General features: G+C 54.6%; 17 protein-coding genes. 5 read left to right on the top strand and 12 right to left on the bottom strand.

Annotation, left to right across the window (positions count from 1 at the left end; translation table 11 throughout):
* Positions 1–40 precede the first annotated feature (40 nt).
* Positions 41–1246: an O-succinylhomoserine sulfhydrylase gene (metZ, locus tag MXMO3_RS14840; RefSeq protein WP_027833869.1), complete on the top strand. Its 1206-nt coding sequence runs from the start codon at positions 41–43 to the stop codon at positions 1244–1246.
* A gap of 31 nt (positions 1247–1277) precedes the next feature.
* Here metZ and MXMO3_RS14845 read toward each other — a convergent pair whose 3' ends face one another.
* A complete protein-coding gene (locus MXMO3_RS14845; RefSeq protein WP_117396381.1) occupies positions 1278–1898 on the bottom strand; it encodes a CDP-alcohol phosphatidyltransferase family protein in 621 nt (206 codons plus the stop codon).
* Positions 1899–2089: 191 nt separating this feature from the next.
* Here MXMO3_RS14845 and MXMO3_RS14850 point away from each other — a divergent pair, with 191 nt between their 5' ends.
* The gene (locus tag MXMO3_RS14850; RefSeq protein WP_027833871.1) at positions 2090–3535 is read left to right on the top strand and encodes a TrkH family potassium uptake protein; all 1446 of its coding nucleotides are present in this window, start codon (positions 2090–2092) and stop codon (positions 3533–3535) included.
* An 8-nt stretch (positions 3536–3543) separates the two neighbouring features.
* On the opposite strand, the gene MXMO3_RS14855 is transcribed toward MXMO3_RS14850, so the two are convergent.
* Together MXMO3_RS14855 and MXMO3_RS14860 are read right to left on the bottom strand one after the other, a co-directional pair.
* Entirely contained in the window at positions 3544–6708 is a 3165-nt protein-coding gene (locus tag MXMO3_RS14855; protein WP_051213295.1) for an efflux RND transporter permease subunit, read from the bottom strand.
* Entirely contained in the window at positions 6708–7985 is a 1278-nt protein-coding gene (locus MXMO3_RS14860; protein WP_162889296.1) for an efflux RND transporter periplasmic adaptor subunit, read from the bottom strand. Before MXMO3_RS14860 ends, MXMO3_RS14855 begins: the two co-directional genes overlap by 1 nt.
* Between MXMO3_RS14860 and MXMO3_RS18740 the strand changes: the two genes are divergently transcribed.
* Positions 7986–8282 carry a hypothetical protein gene (locus tag MXMO3_RS18740; protein WP_162889297.1) on the top strand — a complete coding sequence of 99 codons (297 nt, stop codon included), beginning with the start codon at positions 7986–7988 and terminating at the stop codon, positions 8280–8282.
* Here the strand turns inward: MXMO3_RS18740 and MXMO3_RS14865 are convergent.
* The 3 genes from MXMO3_RS14865 to MXMO3_RS14875 are packed head-to-tail and all read right to left on the bottom strand — an operon-like array spanning position 8271 to position 11417.
* Complete coding sequence (locus tag MXMO3_RS14865) at positions 8271–9266, bottom strand: Hsp33 family molecular chaperone (protein ID WP_117396383.1); 996 nt, start codon at positions 9264–9266, stop codon at positions 8271–8273. The two genes, MXMO3_RS18740 and MXMO3_RS14865, sit on opposite strands and share 12 nt — an antisense overlap.
* Positions 9263–10189 (bottom strand): ornithine carbamoyltransferase, encoded by a 927-nt coding sequence (gene argF / locus MXMO3_RS14870; protein WP_117396384.1) that lies wholly within the window; start codon positions 10187–10189, stop codon positions 9263–9265. Before argF ends, MXMO3_RS14865 begins: the two co-directional genes overlap by 4 nt.
* Positions 10190–10247: 58 nt before the next feature.
* Entirely contained in the window at positions 10248–11417 is a 1170-nt protein-coding gene (locus MXMO3_RS14875; RefSeq protein ID WP_162889340.1) for an aspartate aminotransferase family protein, read from the bottom strand.
* Positions 11418–11771: 354 nt separating this feature from the next.
* Here MXMO3_RS14875 and MXMO3_RS14880 point away from each other — a divergent pair, with 354 nt between their 5' ends.
* On the top strand, positions 11772–12347 hold the full coding sequence (locus MXMO3_RS14880; RefSeq protein WP_027833875.1) for a GcrA family cell cycle regulator: 576 nt from the start codon (positions 11772–11774) through the stop codon (positions 12345–12347).
* A 391-nt stretch (positions 12348–12738) separates the two neighbouring features.
* Here the strand turns inward: MXMO3_RS14880 and MXMO3_RS14885 are convergent, their stop codons facing one another.
* A complete protein-coding gene (locus MXMO3_RS14885) occupies positions 12739–13659 on the bottom strand; it encodes a LysR family transcriptional regulator (protein WP_162889298.1) in 921 nt (306 codons plus the stop codon).
* Between the two features lie 125 nt (positions 13660–13784).
* Here MXMO3_RS14885 and MXMO3_RS14890 point away from each other — a divergent pair, with 125 nt between their 5' ends.
* A complete protein-coding gene (locus MXMO3_RS14890; protein WP_117396387.1) occupies positions 13785–14408 on the top strand; it encodes an FMN-dependent NADH-azoreductase in 624 nt (207 codons plus the stop codon).
* Between the two features lie 442 nt (positions 14409–14850).
* Here the strand turns inward: MXMO3_RS14890 and queF are convergent, their stop codons facing one another.
* The 5 genes from queF to MXMO3_RS14915 all read right to left on the bottom strand — a co-directional run bounded on the left by queF (position 14851) and on the right by MXMO3_RS14915 (position 18051).
* The gene (queF, locus tag MXMO3_RS14895; protein ID WP_117396388.1) at positions 14851–15315 is read right to left on the bottom strand and encodes a preQ(1) synthase; all 465 of its coding nucleotides are present in this window, start codon (positions 15313–15315) and stop codon (positions 14851–14853) included.
* Positions 15316–15324: 9 nt separating this feature from the next.
* Positions 15325–16050 carry a 7-carboxy-7-deazaguanine synthase QueE gene (gene queE / locus MXMO3_RS14900; RefSeq protein ID WP_205468030.1) on the bottom strand — a complete coding sequence of 242 codons (726 nt, stop codon included), beginning with the start codon at positions 16048–16050 and terminating at the stop codon, positions 15325–15327.
* Positions 16029–16382, bottom strand: coding sequence for a 6-carboxytetrahydropterin synthase QueD (gene queD, locus MXMO3_RS14905; RefSeq protein WP_117396390.1), 354 nt, complete (start codon positions 16380–16382; stop codon positions 16029–16031). Before queD ends, queE begins: the two co-directional genes overlap by 22 nt.
* On the bottom strand, positions 16382–17083 hold the full coding sequence (queC, locus tag MXMO3_RS14910) for a 7-cyano-7-deazaguanine synthase QueC (protein ID WP_117396391.1): 702 nt from the start codon (positions 17081–17083) through the stop codon (positions 16382–16384). The genes queD and queC overlap by 1 nt, the downstream gene beginning before the upstream one ends.
* Positions 17084–17208: 125 nt before the next feature.
* Complete coding sequence (locus MXMO3_RS14915) at positions 17209–18051, bottom strand: carbohydrate ABC transporter permease (RefSeq protein ID WP_117396392.1); 843 nt, start codon at positions 18049–18051, stop codon at positions 17209–17211.
* Positions 18052–18285 lie beyond the last annotated feature (234 nt).

Genomic DNA, 18285 nt, shown 5'->3' on the forward strand with positions numbered 1-18285 from the left:
CGGCCATTTGGGTCGGCTTTTTTGTTTGGAGAATTATAAGATGGCGCAAAGCAAAAACCCTCTGTTGGACCCCAAAAAGCAAAGCCCTGCGACGCGCATGGTGCACGGGGGCACAGATCGGAGCCATCACGGAGAAACCTCAGAGGCGCTATATCTGACCTCTGGCTTTACCTACGACAGTTCTGAAGCCGCGCGGCTGCGCTTTAAAGGCGATACGGAAGGCCATATCTATTCACGCTTCTCCAACCCCACTGTTGAAATGTTTCAAAACCGCATGGCGCTTTTAGAAGGCGGCGACGCGGCACGCGGCACAGCAACCGGCATGGCCGCGGTGACGACGGCATTGATGAGCCTTGTGCAGGCGGGCGATCATGTGGTGGCCTCACGTGCCTTGTTTGGCGGCTGCCGCTATGTGGTGGAAGACTTTTTGCCGCGCTGGGGCGTGAGCTCAACTTTGGTGGACGGACGCGACCCGAAGAATTTTGAAGCGGCGATGCGCGACAACACCAAGGCCATTTTTGTGGAAAGCCCCACCAACCCCACCATTGAACTGGTGGATTTGGAAGCTGTGGGCAAAATCGCCAAGGCCCATGGCGCAAAATTTGTCGTCGACAATGTGTTTGCCACCCCAATCTATCAAAGTCCGCTGGAATTGGGCGCTGATCTGGTGGTTTATTCCGCCACAAAGCATATTGATGGCCAAGGCCGTTGCTTGGGCGGCGTGATTGTGGGCGATCAAGAACTCATCGAAGGCGATGTGCATACCATCATTCGCCAAACCGGGCCGTCCATGAGCCCATTCAATGCCTGGGTGATGCTCAAAGGATTGGAAACGCTGGGCTTGCGCGTTGAAAAAATGGCGCAGAATGCTGCGGCGGTTGCGGACATGTTGGCCAACCACCCGAAAGTAGAGCGGGTTTATTATGCCGGACACCCAAGCCACGCGCAGTATGAGTTGGCGCAAAAGCAAATGACAGGCGGTTCCAACATGTTGGCCTTTGATGTCAAAGGCAAACAGGCCGATGCTTATGCGGTGGCGGACCATTTGGCGCTGATCAAAATCTCCAACAATTTGGGCGATGCGAAAAGCATCATCACGCACCCAGCGACCACCACCCACCAACGGTTGGAAGAGGCGGATCGGGCTGAATTGGGGATTTCTGAGAAGTTGCTACGCTTGTCTGTTGGACTTGAAGCAGAGGAAGATTTGCTCAGCGACCTGCAATTTGCACTGGATCAGATTTAGGGGGGCCCGGCACTAAGCCGGGACGACCAAATCACTCGGTGATCTTATTGCCATATTCCTGGTAGGCCAAAAGCATGCGCGCAATCGCCGTATAAAATACGGCGGCGGCGAAGAGACCTGCCAGCACATTGAAATATTGCGGCCAAATGCAAAGCGCGGCGAAGAAGGCGATTGTTTCCGTGCCCTCGGTGAGGCCAGTGGAAAAATAAAGCGACTTTGCTCCGCGCTTGGTGGTTGTCAATTTGTGCTTTTCGGCCAAAATGGCGTAGCCCAAAAAGGTGCCGCCGTTGAAATAAAAGCTGACCAAGAGCACGGCGCCCCAGACCCCATTTTGCGCAGGATCGAAGATGATGAAGGCGAGCGGAAACGCGCCGTAGAACAGAAAATCTGCGGTGATGTCGAAATAGCCGCCGAAATCGGTTTTTTGCGTGGCGCGGGCCACGGCCCCGTCTAAACCGTCCATCACCCGCGACAACAGCATCAAAATCAATCCGGCATAGAAGTATCCCATGGCCACCGTAACGGCTGAAATGAGGCCAATCAAAAGGCCAGCAAGGGTGACACCATTGGCCGTAATGCCCGCCCGTGCCAATTGTCGACCAACAAAATTGAGCGGCGGATCGATCCATTTGCGCATTTGGCCATCAAGCATAAATTGTCCTTCGCCGTCGGTTATTGTGCCTTCAGGTGCCGCTTCCAGCGGTACAAGGCTTCACTTGCAAAGCAAACTAAACTATCACTCAAGGGTTGAGAACATGCTGCACATGTTTGTGAGCAGAATGTTATGATATAGCATCGTGGCAACACGAAAAGAGTCGGCAACCATCCGGGATCTGCACATTTATGGAATTTCGTCCGATTTTGATGATCATTGGTGTGCTGACCGCGATCTTGGGCTGCTCGATGTTTTTGCCTGCGATTGCCGACGCGCTAGTGGGCAATGATGACTGGATCGTCTTTGTCACGTCGGGCCTGATCACCACCCTTTTGGGCGCAGGCACCTGGGCGGCTTCCTTTGGCTATGACCAAAGCCTGAATGCGCGGCAGGCATTTTTTATGACCGCCATTATCTGGGTGGTGCTGGCCGTTTTTGGCGCCCTGCCCTTTTATTGGGCCGGGATCAATCTCAGCTATACGGACGCATTTTTTGAATCCATGTCGGGGCTGACCACGACAGGTGCAACCGTCATTTCCGGCCTCGACAATCTACCCCCCGGCATTTTGCTGTGGCGCAGCCTGCTGCAATGGTTCGGCGGGTTGGGGATTATCGTGATGGCCGTTGCTGTTTTGCCGATGTTGCAAATCGGGGGCATGCAGATGTTTAAGGCCGAAGCCTTCGACACGGCGGAAAAGATTTTGCCCCGCGCGGCGCAAATCGCGTCCAACATGACCACGATTTATATTGCTCTCACCTTCGTTTGCGCTGTCAGCTATTGGGCGGCAGGCATGTCACTTTTTGATGCGGTTTCCCACTCTATGACCACGGTGGCCACAGGTGGTTTTTCGACCCGAGATGGCTCCATCGACAGTTATGGCTCTGCCATGATCGATTATATCGCGGTGGCCTTTATGATATTGGGGGCGTTGCCGTTTTTGATCTATGTGAAAATGGTGCGCGGCAATATTTCCAGCCTGTGGCGCGACAGCCAAGTGCGCGCCTTTTTGCTGGTGTTGGCTGCAGTGACCTTGGTGGCCGTTATCGTGCAATATGTCGATGAAATTGACCGTGGCGAAGTGGCGTTTCGCCATGCGATCTTCTCGGTCACCTCTGTGATGACCGGCACGGGTTATGCCACCACAGATTATGGTGCGTGGGGCGGCATTTCGGTGACACTGTTTTTCATCATCACCTTTATTGGTGGTTGTGCGGGGTCTACCTCCTGCGGCATCAAAATCTTCCGGTTTCAGGTGCTGTTCTTGGATTTGAAACAGCATATTCGGCAAATTCTCTATCCGTCTGGCGTGTTCGTGAAACGCTATAATGGGCAAATCATCTCAGACACGGTTTCCGCCTCTGTGATGAGCTTTATTTTCCTTTATTTCTTCTTCTTCATCATTTTGGCGCTATTGCTTTCCTTGACCGGGTTGGACAGCCTGACGGCCTTTTCCGGCGCGGCCACCGCCATTTCCAATGTGGGGCCGGGCTTGGGCGACATTATCGGACCATCCGGCAATTTCGGGCCACTTTCAGATGTTTCAAAATGGTTGATTGCCACCGGCATGATTGTCGGTCGCCTCGAGATTTTCACAGTGTTGGTGCTGTTTTTGCCGCGCTTTTGGCGCGGCTAACAGGCGCGCTATTCTGCCGGATCAGTTCGACGCGGTACCGTGTGGTGATGGCCGAGCAGTAGTCCGCGGAAACTCGGGGCGTTTTCGCGCAGGAACAGCCAGCCAAAGAAGGCACCAATATCTGCACCAATGCCGATAAAGGCGGGCACGAGGAACAGCACCAATGCGGTGGCCAAGCCCAACCCAAACACGATGGTGATCGCCATGGGGATGAGGAACTGCGCCTGCAAGCTGGTTTCAAACAGCAGTGGGGTAAGCCCGCCAATGGTGGTGAGCGATGTGAGCAGCACAGCGCGCAACCTGTCGCGCGAGGCACCCGTGGCCGCTTCATAAAGGCTGTCGCCTTCCTCCAAACGCTCCTGCAAACGCGACACAAGCACAATCGAGTCATTGACCAAAATGCCGGCCAAGCCCAACAGGCCCATCACCGAAATGATGGTGAGGGAATAGCCCATGATAAAGTGGCCCCAAATGGCACCAACCACCCCAAACGGGATGATGAGCATCACCGCGAGGGGGGCAAAGTAGGACGCGAAAATCCACGCGATGATCACATACATAATGCCCAGCGCGATCAGACCGCCCAGCCGCAAATCGCCAAAGGCGGCGTTCTGCTCGGCTTGTGTGCCGCCAAAGCTGTAATTGACGCCGTGTTCGGCCACGATCGCACCCATATAATCCTGCTCAAGGCGCGTGATGACTTCGGGACCGGAAATGATGTTGTTGTCGGTATCGGCAATTACCCGCACGGTGGTTTTGCCTTCTTCGCGCACAATGCGGTTGAAGCCTTGGCGTTCGCTCAAATCGACAACTTCAAGCAAGGGGACAAAGTTACCCGCTGGCGACCGCACCCATAGGTTTCTGAGGGCTGAGGTGCCCTCATTTTCGCCATCACGCTCCACGCGGATGGTGATTTCCTCATCCTCTGCCGCAACGCGACGGGCGACACGTCCCTCAAAAGCGTCCCGGATTTGGCTCCCTAAGCTATCGATATTGAAGCCCAAAGCGCTGCCGCGTGGGGTGAGCTCAAGGACAAGTTCGGGCTTGCCATAATTAAGGGTGTCATTGATGTCTTGCACCCCATCGAAGCCTTCGAGCACAGCGGACAAATCTTCAGCTGCGGCCTTCAAGGTGGCTGTATCTGCGCCGGTAAATTCCACATCGATGGCGCGTCCTGGAGGTCCGCCCCGCGGCTCGCGGACGCCGATGCGATCCACACCTGCAAAGCGCGGCAATTGCTGACGAATGGCGGCGCCGATTTCACGGGTACGCACGGAGCGCTGTTCAGACGGCGTGAGATAAATCTGAATATTGGCGCGGCCATTTTCCACATCAAGCGAGGCAAAACTGGTCACAATGAGGGTTTCTCCCTCTGGTGTCAGTTCCTTTTCGACTTTTTCGACGACCTTGCCCATCTCATCAATCAGGGCATACATATCTTCTTGCGGCACGCCGGGTTGGAAATTGGCATTCAGCGACACGGTTTCGCCTTCGACTGAAGGGAAAAACTCAAATCCCAGTTTGCCAGCAGGGATCAACGCACCACCCAAAATCGCCAACGCGATGGCAATGGCGGTGGTGGCATAGCGCCAGCGATAAGACAGGCGCGACACCGCACCAAAAATGCGGTCCTTGAAGAAATCAAACCCACGGTCAAAGTTGCGACGGAACATGCCCGGCGCTTTACGCACTTTGGGCAATGCATGGGACAAGTGGCCGGGCAACACCAAGAAACATTCGATCAGGGAGGCGATCAGCACCGCGATCACCACCATGGGCAAAGCGGACAGGATTTGCCCCACCACATCGCCCACCAGCAAAATAGGGCCAAAGGCCGCCATGGTCGTCAGGCTGGCGGCGATCACGGGCGCGGCCATGCGCCCTGCCCCGGCAATCGCCGCATCCGCGCGGTCGTCGCCCATGGCATAGCGGGTGGCGGTGTGTTCCCCCACCACAATGGCATCATCCACAATGATCCCCAGGGTGAGGAGCAGCGCAAACATGGAAATCATATTGATGGTTTGGCCCGTGAGATACATCACCCCAAGGGTCATCAACAGCGAGATCGGAATGCCCACGGCAACCCAAAACGCGATGCGGAAATCCAAAAAGATAAACAGCACAATCAAGACAAGCGCCAGCCCCGTGACACCATTTTTGACCAGCAAGGCCAAGCGATCTTCCACCAATGAGGCGGCTGCGTTGAACACTTCAATTCGCAATGAAGCGGGCAAAACTTCGCGGATTTCCTCCAAATAGGTGTTCATGGTTTCAAAGGATTCAACAGTATCTGCGGTGGCAGAACGCGACACTGACAAGCGGATGGCCTGATCGCCGCCCATAAAGCCGACGCTTTGGTCGCTGTTGAACCCGTCTTCGATTTGTGCCACATCGCCCAACAGCAATTTATCGCCTTGTGACGTGGTTTTGAGCTCCAATTTCGCCAGTTCGTTCACACCAATTTCAGCGGCCAACGCTCGGATTTGCGCCTGCAAGTCGCCTTCCACTGAGCCGGAGGGGCGGTCGGCTGTGTTTTGCGAAATAGTTTGCGCAATTTCGGCGGTGGTAAGATCGAGCTGTCGCAGCTTTTGATCGTCGACAATGATATTGATCTCGCGGTCGCGATAGCCGGTAAATGTTACCCGATCGACGCCGGCATCCAGCAGACCGTCGCGAATTTCGCGGGCATAAAACCGCAAGGTGGCTTCAGGGAATGGTCCCGATATCCCAATATCCGCGATGGGGTCGAAGAATTTTGGGCTGTTCACTTCAGGCGTTTCCGCATCGATGGGCAAATTGGTTACCCCGGCGACTGCCGCCTCAACCTGTGCTTCGGCTTGGCGCATATCGGTGTCGCGCTCAAATTCAAGCGAAATGGTGCCCGAGCCTTCGCGCGCTTGTGACGACATGGACCGCACGCCATCCAAAAAGCGTACTGTCGGCTCAATAGCTTGCAGCATGTTTTTTCGAATGTCGTCGGCACTGGCACCGGACCAGACCATCGAGACTTGTATTTGCTTCACTTCCAACGAGGGAAAGAATTGGCGATTGAGCTTGGAAACGCCCCACGCGCCAAACAAGATCATCAAGATCATCAGCAAATTGGCGGCGTTGCGGTGGCGCACAAACAGCTCAAGAATTGAGCGGGCGCGGTTTTTGCGGGCGGCACTCATTATTCTTCACCCTCGGTGGCATTATCATCCGATTGCGGCTGTTGTTCACCTTGTGCAGGGCGTTCTCCGTCGCCACGCCGACCCTCGCCCCGTGCGGGAATGGGTGGCGCTTCGCCTTCAACGGTGACCGCTAAACCATCACCTGCCTGTGCCAGCCGGGTGGTGATCACCTCAGCGCCATCTTTTATATCAGCACGGACCAGTAATTGTGCGCCATCCCGCGCGACAATTTCGGCATCGTGGGAGACCATGCGTCCCTCTTCAATGGTGTAAATCAAGCGGTTGTCGTAAATCGCGGTTTCCGGCAAGCGGATGACATTTTCATATTCACGGCCGGGCACAAATATTTTCACAAAGGTGCCGGGACGGAAGGTGGTCGCCTGGGCATCTTCAAGCCGTGCATAGACCTGCACCCCGCCCTTAGCGGCATCGATTTCAGCGCCAGCGCGGGTGATGTGTCCGTTTGCGGTGAGGTTTTCCGGTTCAACTTCCCACACAACTTCAACCGGGCGATCAATCAACCCGTCAGCAAATATCTGGCCATATTGACGATCAGACATGGTGAACCGCACATCCAACTGGTCCTGGCGGTAAAGGCTGACCAATGCCTCATTGGCGTTGACAATTTTGCCCAACGCGATGGCTTCACTGTTGATTACGGCGTCGAATGGCGCGTAGATTTCGGTGTTTTCAAGATCACGTTCGGCCCGTTCCACTTGCCACTCAAACCGCTCCATGCTGGCCAATTGGCGATCAAGCTGTGCTTGCTGGATGGCAATGTTGGCTTGGCGTTGTTTTAAGGCTTGCTCGCGCTGAGACACAAGCAATTCACGGTCATCAACATTCTTTTGGGTCAACGCGCCTGATTGCAGCAATGTCTGCGCGCGTTCGAGATCTCTTTTGGACAACTCCAACTGCTCGCGGGCGAAATCCAAATTGGCTTCTTCCAACTGCAAGCGTTCGCGCGCTTCGGTGGCGCCCAGCTGTGCTTCGGCCAAACTGGTCTTGGCTTCGGTCAGCGCCCCCCGGTACGCAAAATCGTCGATCCGCGCGATCAACTCGCCTTGACTGATGCTGTTGCCTGCGGCCACGTTTGGATGAATGTCCACAATTTCGCCCACCACTTGCGCACGTACATCGAGCGAGCCAGCAGCAACAATTTCGCCAAAATAGGTCAGGTTGGGTTGGGCGGATAGCGCGTTCACTTCAACGGTGCGCACGGTGAAGGTGCGTTCCCGCGCTTGCCGTTCAGGCGGCTCCGGCCGGGAAGAGACCATTTGAAACGCGAAAAAACCCGCTCCACCTATGATGGCGATGGCCAAGAGGAGCCTGAACAGCAGGCCAAAAAACGACACCCTGCGGCGCTTAGGTGCGGCGGGTTGTGGGTTTTGCGCTACGGGTTCAGAGGCGGTTGGCTGATCCACTTGGCGGTCCATTGTAAAGATCCTGTTTTTATTCAATCTACGCCGCTGGCGCATCTTGAACAAATTAAACTTTGTACATCTTTACGTGGTGCGGCCCGCCACCGGATCAACCTTCTGCCGCAATTAAAAGCGAATGCGCTAGTCTTTTAGGAACAGGTGGGGATTGAAATGATAGGCCGTGGAGCAAAATTCACACACCACTTCAATATCACCATCGACCACCATGGAGTCGATATCCTCGTTGGAAAACTGTTCCAGCATGGCTTCGATTTTGTCGGCATTGCAGCCGCACTTTTCTTCCAAAACCATAGGCTCGAAAACGCGCACGCCCGTTTCATGATACAGGCGGAACAAAAGCCGCTCTGATGAAACCTGCGGATCGACCAGTTCATGATCATCCACCGTTTCGAGCAAGGCGCTGGCCTCAACCCAGTTGTTTTCCGGCTCAAAATCAATGTCCGCAGTTTCAGGATTATCAAAATTCCCATCACCAGGAAGGTCAGCCATGGCCCGTTCGCCATGTGCGGGCAAATGCTGGAGCAAAATGCCCCCCGCGCGCCACTGATCCGCCGCTTTGCCCTTTTCGCTAAACTGGGCAACGGCCAAACGAACTTTGGTTGGGATTTGCTCAGATTGCATAAAGTAGCGGTGGGCCACATCTTCCAATCCGTCGCCATCCAACTGCACAATGCCTTGATAGCGCTCGGTCATCTCGCCCTGATCGATGGTCATGGCCAAAATGCCTTTGCCCAACAATTCTTCAGGTGACAAGGCACCCTTTTCAGCGGCTTCGCTGAGGGCTACTTCGTCAAACCGCGCATAGCCGCGCAACCCGTTAGGTGTTTGCAAATCAACCACAATCATGCTGACCGGGCCATCGGTTTGGGTTTGCAGAATAAAGCGCCCTTCAAACTTGAGCGAAGAGCCGACAAGACTGGCCAATACAATGGCTTCGCCCAGCAGGCGCGCCACGGGCGTTGGATAATCGTGCCGTGTCAATATTGTGTGCAGCGCTTCATCCATTTTGACCGAACGGCCCCGGACATCCAGCCCTTCAACAGCAAAAGGCACTACGCTATCGCTAAGGCTTTCCTCGCGGTCCAACCCAGCGGCTTTCAAAAAGTCTTCTGTCATTTAAGCTCCTCAATGCCGAACACCCAGCACAAAACTGCTTTTTGGGCATGCAGCCGATTTTCAGCTTCGTCAAAAACAACCGATTTGGGCCCATCCAACACGTCGGACGTCACCTCGTCACCGCGGTGCGCGGGCAGACAATGCATAAAGATGGCGTCGGGCTTTGCCTCGGCCATCAATTCGTCTGTCACGCGGTGTGGAGACAAGATTTCACGACGGATGGTGGCGTCCAGATCACCCATAGACACCCAAGTGTCTGTGATGACCAAATCCACATCTTTCATGGCCTCAACCGGATCTTGGGTGACACGCACCTTACCGTTGCTGGCATTTATCTCTGCCTGCATGGCCTGATTTGGCTTATATTGTTCAGGACACGCAATATTCAACTGACAATTAAACAATTTTGCAGCCTGAATCCATGACATCAACACATTGTTACAATCGCCCTGCCAGGCAATCTTGATGCCTTCAATTGACCCACGATGTTCTTCATAGGTCATAATGTCGGCCATGATCTGACAAGGGTGCGAAAAGCGCGTTAGGCCATTGATCACCGGAATGGTCGCCGCCGCAGCCATTTCTTCCAGATCATCATGGCTGAGCAGCCGGATCATGATGGCATCGACATAGCGCGACATGACACGCGCCGTATCGGCGATGGTTTCATCGCGCGACAATTGCATCTCGTCACCCGTCAACATCAATGTTTGGCCACCAAGCTGGCGCATGCCCACGTCAAACGAAACGCGGGTGCGGGTGCTTTCTCGGTCGAAAATCATCGCCAACACTTTGTCTTTCAACAAAGGTGGTTTTTCACCCTCTTTCAATTTTGCTTTTAGGGCGTGGGCCAAATCGAGAATTTTTCTCAGCTCTTCTTTTGTGAACTGACCGAGATCCAAAAAATGTTGTGTTGCAGCCATGGTGACTGTCCTTTTGTCATGAGTTGCTTGTGGGGGAAGCGAAGATCTGTTGAACGAATTAAGCGGAGAACGCTTTTTCCATTCGGTTGATCGCCTCATCTATATCCTGTTTTTCAACAATGAGCGGCGGCAGAAAACGGATAACATTATCACCCGCGCCTGCGACAAGCAGATGTTGATCGCGCAGTTTCGCCACCAATTCACCAGCAGGCTGATTGACCTTAATGCCAGCCATCAAGCCCTTGCCGCGCACCTCCAACACCTCGTTGGGGAACTTTTGTGCCAATTGCTGCAAAGACCAGCTCAAATATTTGCCCATCTCTTCAACATGGTCCAAAAAGCCATCTTCTGAAATGCGGTCCAACACAGCATTGCCCACGGCACAGGCCATGGGGTTGCCACCATAGGTGCTGCCGTGGGTGCCCGGCACCATTGAAGCGCCGACCTTTTCAGTCGCCAAACACGCGCCGAGCGGGAAGCCGCCGCCAATGCCTTTGGCCAATGCCATCACATCTGGCTCAATGCCCGCCCATTCATAAGCAAACATTTTACCGGTGCGGCCATAGCCACATTGGATTTCATCCAAAATCAACAAGATGCCATGCTCGTCACACAGGGTGCGCAATGCACGCAAAAAGTCGGTACTAAAGACATTGATGCCACTTTCGCCTTGAATAGGCTCAAGCAAGATGGCAGCGGTTTTGTCGTTGATGGCCGCTTTCACGGCATCGAGATCGCCAGCGGGGACCTGAGGGAAACCTCCGGCCTTGGGGCCGAAGCCTGTTAAATAGGCTTCGTTGCCGCCTGCGGCGATGGTGCCCAAGGTCCGGCCATGAAACGCACCTGTGAAAGTGATGATCTCATAACGATCGGGCTGACCCTGATCATAAAAATAGCGCCGCGCTGTTTTAATGGCACATTCAATGGCTTCCGCGCCAGAATTGGTGAAGAACACCATATCCGCGAAAGAACTGTCGACCAAACGCTGCGCAAGCTTTTCTGCTTCGGGAATAGAAAAGATGTTGGAGACGTGCCAGAGCTTTTCTGCTTGCTCTTTTAATGCACGCACAACATACGGATCAGCATGGCCCAATGCATTGACGGCAATGCCAGCGGCAAAATCAAGATATTCTCCTCCATCAGATGAGAATAGTCGCACCCCTTCGCCCCGCTCAAACGAGAGATCGGCGCGTTGATAGTTTTTATAGAGTGCGGACATTGTCTTGATGTTCCTTTCTGCCCTTTAATTGGTGCGACACAGGCACCTAAAACCAAAAAACGCGTTGCCCGCAACGGCGCAACGCGATAACCAATGCATTTATGACCAGTTTAGCCAGAAAATGTCAATTGGTTGCGAAATTGCCTAAATGCAACGCTGGTGAAAAATGTCTTGGATAACCGGAATAAAAGCCACTCGAGCCTTGTCACGGATTCATCCGGTCTTGTAAAGTAATCCTATAGGAACACGATATCTCGTGTGGCGGACCTATAAGTACATACGATGGATGGTATTTGAACCGGATTTTACGCATTTTTCGGTGAGGTGCCCGAGTCTATCTTTTGATTAAAATGGAGGAACTCCATGGCGTGGACAGACGAGCGCGTTGCGATTTTGAAAAAACTCTGGATGGAAGGCTTGAGCGCAAGCCAGATCGCGGCAGAGCTTGGCGAAGGGGTGACCCGCAATGCGGTGATCGGCAAAGTACACCGGTTGAAACTTTCTGGCCGGGCAAAGCCTGCTTCTTCAGCACCACGTGCGCGTAAACCGCGGGCAACAGCCGCGAGTGCGCCAAGGCGACCAAGTGGCAGCGCCTCGAGCACAACAGCACGCAGCGCGGGCAGCCGCCCAGCCGCAGCATCCGCACCGCGCCGTTCCAGCGGCGGCCCTGCTGTTGCCGGCAACACAGCGTTGAAGATGAGTGCCGATACAGAAGCTGAGCAATCATTTGAATTAAATGCTGAATCTGAGATTTTCATTCCAGAGGCCGATCGCATTGGCTTGATGGAACTGAATGAGCACACATGTAAGTGGCCAATTGGCGACCCTGTTTCTGAGGACTTCCACTTTTGTGGTCGGCACAGCGATGAAGGCAAGCCTTATTGCGAGTTCCACTCCAAGCGGGCTTATCACTCCCTTGATCGGCGCAAGAAAAGCTAGAGAAATTTGACTTAAAATCGGGTCGCTTTGTGCGGCCCCTTTTTTTGGAGTTTTTTCGCTCGCGGTTGGGTGGTGTTGTTTGTTCTCGCTCGCGGTTGAGCGGCACCTGACGGTGCCTAACCTGCGCGGGCGCGGCGCAAAAGTGCGCCGGGGTCCTCGCGGCGCTCGTCCGTCTTTTCCATTGCGGCGGCAATGGTCTTTTCGCTCACGGTTGAGCGGCACCTCTCGGTGCCTAACCTGCGCGGGCGCGGCGCAAAAGTGCGCCGGGGTCCTCGCTGTGCTCGTCCGTCTTTTCCCATTATTGTGTCAATGTGCTTTTCGCTTGCGGGTGGGTAGTGCAACGTTTCTTGGGGGCGGTGGTTTCTTGTGTTCGCGCGCAGCCTTTTCCCTCTTAAGTGAAGGAAATATGGCGGTCCCAAGCTGGTTCGGGCGAGAGTTCTTCGGCGATAAAGTCAATCAGCGACCGCACGCGACGAGGTATATTGCGGTTTTGGGCGAAAAGGGCGTAGGCCGCATAGTCTGACCATTGATGATCGGCAAAAAGCGGCACAAGTGTGCCCGACGCGATGGCTTGATGGGTGATGAAGGTGGGCTCAAGCACCACCCCAAGCCCTTTTTCCGCTGCCATGCGCAACATATCACCATTGTTGACGGCCATGCGGCTGCTGAGCTTAACGACGCCACTGGTGCCGTCGGGACGGGTAAAGGGCCATGTGAGGTGGTTGCGGGTGGAGCGATAAGTCAAGATCGGAAGCTCAGCCAGATCTTCCGGTTTTTCCGGCTGGCCATATGCTGCCAAAAGCGCCGGGGCAGCACAAGGCACCCGGCGAATGGTGGTCAGCCGCTTTGCGATCAGACCGCTATCGGACAATTGGCCAATTCTGATGGTGAGGTCGAACCCTTCGCCAATCAAATCTACCCGCCGATCATTGAGGTCAAGATCAATATTCACCTCAGGATGCTGGACCATAAAATCCAACAGGATGGGGCCCAGATGCTGAGTTGAAAATGTGAGGGGCGCGGCCATGCGAATGCGGCCCATCAGCTTTTTTGCACCTTGGGAAACGGCACTTTCGGCTTCTTGAATATCGTCGAGTATGCGTCGGCAGCGCCAGAGATAATCTTCGCCCGCTGCGGTTAGATTTATGCTCCTTGTCGAGCGCAAAATCAGGGTTGTGCCGAGCCGTCGCTCAAGCTCCTTCAGGCGTCGACTGACCGCCGACAAGGCAATGTTCAATGTGCCTGCGGCACCGGTCAGGCTCTGCGCATCCGCGACAGCCACGAAGGTGCGCATCTCATCGAGATGACTCACATTATTCTCCAAATCGCAATAATATCTTGCTATCTAATGCTATTATTCTGAATATGTAAAGCTGCTATTGCTTCCGCTCGACACCATGTGGGCCAAGCCCCGAATGCAATTGGAAGGAATATGGCATGAGCGATAAAGTGAAAATTCTGCAGGTGAATAGCAGCGTGATGGGAGAGGCCAGCCAATCCGGCCGCCTGGCCACGCGGATAATTGATCAGCTGGCCGATCAAGGCCTTGTTGACCAGGTGGTGCTGCGCGATCTGAACAACAGCCTGCCCCTTATTACGCAGGAATGGGTTGTGGCCAACAATAGCCCGGAAGAAGATCGAACTGCTGCGCAGCAAGAGGTGCTGGCCCTATCCGATCAATTGATCGCTGAAATTGAAGAGGCGGATATATTGGTCATCGGGGTGGCACTCTATAATTTTGCCGTGTCGGCCAGTCTGAAAGCCTGGATTGATTTGATCTGCCGCGCCCGTAAAACATTCGTTTACAGCGAAGACGGGCCAAAAGGACTGCTGAAAGGGAAGAAGGCGATTGTGACTTTTGCATCAGGCGGCACACCGTTTGGCTCTGACATCGATTTTGCCAGCGACTTTTTGCGCCATATCCTTGGGTTCATTGGGATTGATGATGTGGAATTTGTTGCTGCTGATCAGCACTTTATGGCCGAAAACGCGCTAGAGAATGCGGACCGCTCTGCGGACGATCTGGTGGCGCGAATTAGTGCATCCGAGAAAGCGGCATAAGGCTGCAAAACCGCTGCACCTTAAACAGAAACCGGGTCGCTTTCGGGCGGTCCGGTTTCGTCGGGTGGCCCTTTTTGAGTTTATTTCGCTCACGGTTGAGCGGCACCTTTGGTGCCTAACCTGCGCGGGCGCGGCGCAAAAGTGCGCCGGGGTCCTCGCGGCGCTCGTCCGTCTTTTTCCATTGCCGGGGCAATGTTCTTTTCGCTCACGGTTGAGCGGCACCTGACGGTGCCTAACCTGCGCGGGCGCGCGCGAAAAGTCGCGCGGGGTCCTCGCGGCGCTCGTCCGTCTTTTTCCATTGCCGTGGCAATGTTCTTTTCGCTCACGGTTGAGCGGCACCTGACGGTGCCTAACCTGCGCGGGCGCGCGCGAAAAGTCGCGCGGGGTCCTCGCGGCGCTCGTCCGGCTTTTTCCATTTGGGCGCTGCGGATCGGTTGTGTGGTTAGCCGCGACCTCTGTAAGGGGGGACGCCTTGGTCTGGGAGCCAGAGTTGCTCGGGGACTGGGCCAGATTGCCAGAACACATCGATGGGGATGCCGCCGCGTGGATACCAGTAACCGCCGATCCGGAGCCATTGCGGCTCCAGAAAATCGACCAAGCGGCGCGCGATGGAGATGGTACAATCTTCATGGAAAGCGCCGTGGTTGCGGAAGGAGGTTAGAAACAGCTTGAGCGATTTTGACTCCACCAGCCACGCACCGGGGGCATAATCAATCACCAAATGCGCGAAATCCGGCTGGCCGGTCATAGGGCAAAGTGAAGTGAACTCTGGCGCGGTGAAGCGCACATTGTAGGTCACATCTGCTTGCGGGTTGGGCACACGCTCCAGCTCGGCCTCTTCCGGCGATGCTGGAATGCGGGTTTCGCCGCCCAGTTGCTTTAAGTTCGCATAGATATTTTCAGTCATGAGTTTCTCCTATACGCCGCGTTTATTGCCCCACAACAACACATGCAGTTGCGGCAAGATACGGGGGGCGAACCAGCGATCAGCCATCGCTGTGTCTGTTAGCCACGCCAATCGGTCGATAAGCGATTGTGGGTCAATTGGGGTTGCCGGATCCACTTCTGGGTTGCCGGGCTGAAGATAAAGCGGCAGATCAGGATAGCGGCCATGGACTTGCTTTGCCCAATCATAATCGGCCTGGTCGAAAATGACGATCTTCATCACCATTTGCCGCGCCGCCGCCCCCGCTTTTAGGCATTCATCGAAGTTGGGCCAGTTCACCACTTCGCCGCTGGAGGGTGGCTTGGGCGACAGCACCAATGTGTCCAGCTCGGCAAACCAGGGCCGTGCAACGGAGCCTTGGGTTTCGCAGGCGAAACGATACCCCGCAGCGCGGCCCCGCGCGATGACCGGGCCAAAATCTTGAATGGCGGGGTTGCCGCCGCTCAGTGACACCGTGAGCGGTTGCCCGTCCGAGAGCCGCAGCACCTCGTCCCACACGGCCTCATCACTCATCGCGGCCCAATCGTGGCGATACTGACTTTCCACGGCATGAAGGCTATCGCACCAGCTGCAGCGATAGTCGCAGCCGCCTGCGCGGATAAAGACGGTGGGTTCACCGATCAGTGCGCCCTCACCCTGCACTGTGGGGCCAAAAATTTCAGCGATGCGCAAAGTCATGGGCGGTATTCGGCCCATGTTTTGGGCGTTTCACTGACCAAAACCGCACTGGTTTCCGGCCACCGCGCGTGGCACCATTTGTAAAAATGCAGCGCCATATTTTCCGCTGTGGACGGGCCGTCCATCACGTCATTCAAATGCCGGTGGTCGAAATGGTCATCAATGTAGGTTTTGAGCGGTTTAAGATCATGATAATCGCGCACAAAACCGTCTTCATTTAAGGTTTCGGCGGCCAGTTCCACCACGACAATATAATTGTGACCGTGCAACCGCGCGCATTGATGGTCTGCGGGCAAATGGTCCAATTGATGGGAGGCGGAGAAATGAAATTCTTTGCGAATACGAAACATTATCGCTTCTCCCCTTCTGCCACGGCTTCAAGCCAATAATCCGGATCAGCATAAAGTGTTGGGTCTTCTACACCCGCAAGGTGGAAGGCTTCGCGGCGTTCGACACATGTGCCGCACCGGCCGCAATGCGCCTCGCCCCCTTTGTAGCAAGACCAGGTTTCAGCAAAAGGAGTGCTGTGTGCCGCGCCTTCTTTCACAATGTCCGCCTTGCTGCGCTCCACAAACGGGGTATAGAGCTGGACATTGGCATAACCATCCAGCGCTGCCTTTTGCATCTTATCGAAGGCGCGGGTGAATTCGGGGCGGCAATCGGGATAGATAAAATGGTCACCGCCATGCACCGCGGTGGCCACGGCCTCATCGCCATTGGCGGCGGCGATGCCAAAGCCAATGGTGAGCATGATGGCATTGCGGTTCGGCACCACGGTCACCCGCATTGTGTCTTCGGCATAGTGCCCATCAGGCACGTCAATATCGTCGGTGAGCGCAGAGCCAGATAAGGCGGCACCGATGCCGCGCATATCCATGAGATGATGGGGCACATTTAAACGCTTGGCAGCCGCGGCTGCAAAATCAAGCTCCTTGCGATGGCGTTGGCCATAATCGAAGGAGACAAGCCGGGTCAGCTCATGCTGATCGGCTATAATATGCGCGAGCGAGACGGAATCCAGCCCGCCCGAGCAGATAACGAGTGTTTTCATTTTTAGGGCCCTTGTTTTGATATCCGGGTAGGCTGCGACCGGAAAAGAGGTGTTCTAAACCATAGACCACCCCCAATGCAAGCCGGATATGCTGAGAAATCCGGCCTCTTGATGCGGCGGGGCCGCTATTGCTTCACTGCACCGGCGGTGAGACCGGCGACCATGCGCCGTTGCACAAATGGAAAAATGAGCAAAACCGGCAAGATACCGATCAGGCTGGCGGCCATCACATCGTTCCAACGCGCCACCGATCCTTGTGCATACGGAAATAACCCAAGCGGCAGGGGCTGCATTTCCGGCGTCCACAAAAAGGCGAAGGCGATCACAAATTGTTGCGAATAGGCGCCGATAAAGGTCGCGATCGCGACCACGGCGATGCCGGGCATGGCAATGGGCATGATGACCCGGCGCAAAATATAGAGCCTTGAAGCGCCATCAACCCAAGCGGCCTCTTCAAGTTCGCGGGGGATGGTCAACATATAGGAGCGCAGCAGCCAGATGCCCACGGGGATCAAAAAGGTCGCGCCGGGCAAAATCACTGCCCAATAGGTATCAAGAAGCCCGAATTTAAGAAAAATCTTGAACAGGGGCAGAATAAAAACGGTCGGCCCAATCATGGTGATGGTCAGAAATGCGGTGAGCAGCACCTCGCGGCCCTTAAACTCAAATCGCCCAAAGGCCCAGGCGGCGGGGATCACCGCAATCAAGGTCAATATGGTCACACTGCTGGCAATGAAAAAGCTGTTCCAAATATAATGACCGAGCAGAGGCACATGTTTCCACACGCTGAAATAAGCGTCAAAGCTCATGCCTTCAGTGAAGACTTCGTAGGGTATGGACACGATCTCCCGCCAAGGGCGCAGCGACACCAAAAAGGCTTCAATGAAGGGCGCGAGGATAAAGGTGAGGAAAATGGCGATGCCAATATAGATGCCCACAATCTCGTACCATCTATATTTGTTGATCATGCCTTGCTCCTAAAAAATCTAAAAAGTCAGGGGAGACGCCCCCATAAATCGGAATAAATCGCGCTTAAGCGCAGGGGCGCTTGGGCAATTCTTACCTGTAATCAGAATGAAATCGAAAGATGGCCGAATTCCCAATTGTAGTAAACCTACATATGAAATTGTTTTTAATCGGTTACGGAAATTCGAGTGAACTGAAATGGTTTGCATCAGGCACCAAGATTTCGCAGAAATGCC

Origin of the sequence: Maritalea myrionectae (assembly GCF_003433515.1) — a bacterium.
In the GTDB taxonomy this organism is placed as follows: domain Bacteria; phylum Pseudomonadota; class Alphaproteobacteria; order Rhizobiales; family Devosiaceae; genus Maritalea; species Maritalea myrionectae.

Coding starts and splice junctions, on each gene's coding strand:
- metZ (WP_027833869.1), top strand. CDS start 41: ATGGCGCAAAGCAAAAACCCTCTGTTGGACCCCAAAAAGCAAAGCCCT.
- MXMO3_RS14845 (WP_117396381.1), bottom strand. CDS start 1,898: ATGCTTGATGGCCAAATGCGCAAATGGATCGATCCGCCGCTCAATTTT.
- MXMO3_RS14850 (WP_027833871.1), top strand. CDS start 2,090: ATGGAATTTCGTCCGATTTTGATGATCATTGGTGTGCTGACCGCGATC.
- MXMO3_RS14855 (WP_051213295.1), bottom strand. CDS start 6,708: ATGAGTGCCGCCCGCAAAAACCGCGCCCGCTCAATTCTTGAGCTGTTT.
- MXMO3_RS14860 (WP_162889296.1), bottom strand. CDS start 7,985: ATGGTCTCTTCCCGGCCGGAGCCGCCTGAACGGCAAGCGCGGGAACGC.
- MXMO3_RS14865 (WP_117396383.1), bottom strand. CDS start 9,266: ATGACAGAAGACTTTTTGAAAGCCGCTGGGTTGGACCGCGAGGAAAGC.
- argF (WP_117396384.1), bottom strand. CDS start 10,189: ATGGCTGCAACACAACATTTTTTGGATCTCGGTCAGTTCACAAAAGAA.
- MXMO3_RS14880 (WP_027833875.1), top strand. CDS start 11,772: ATGGCGTGGACAGACGAGCGCGTTGCGATTTTGAAAAAACTCTGGATG.
- MXMO3_RS14890 (WP_117396387.1), top strand. CDS start 13,785: ATGAGCGATAAAGTGAAAATTCTGCAGGTGAATAGCAGCGTGATGGGA.
- queF (WP_117396388.1), bottom strand. CDS start 15,315: ATGACTGAAAATATCTATGCGAACTTAAAGCAACTGGGCGGCGAAACC.
- queE (WP_205468030.1), bottom strand. CDS start 16,050: ATGGGCCGAATACCGCCCATGACTTTGCGCATCGCTGAAATTTTTGGC.
- queD (WP_117396390.1), bottom strand. CDS start 16,382: ATGTTTCGTATTCGCAAAGAATTTCATTTCTCCGCCTCCCATCAATTG.
- queC (WP_117396391.1), bottom strand. CDS start 17,083: ATGAAAACACTCGTTATCTGCTCGGGCGGGCTGGATTCCGTCTCGCTC.
- MXMO3_RS14915 (WP_117396392.1), bottom strand. CDS start 18,051: ATGATCAACAAATATAGATGGTACGAGATTGTGGGCATCTATATTGGC.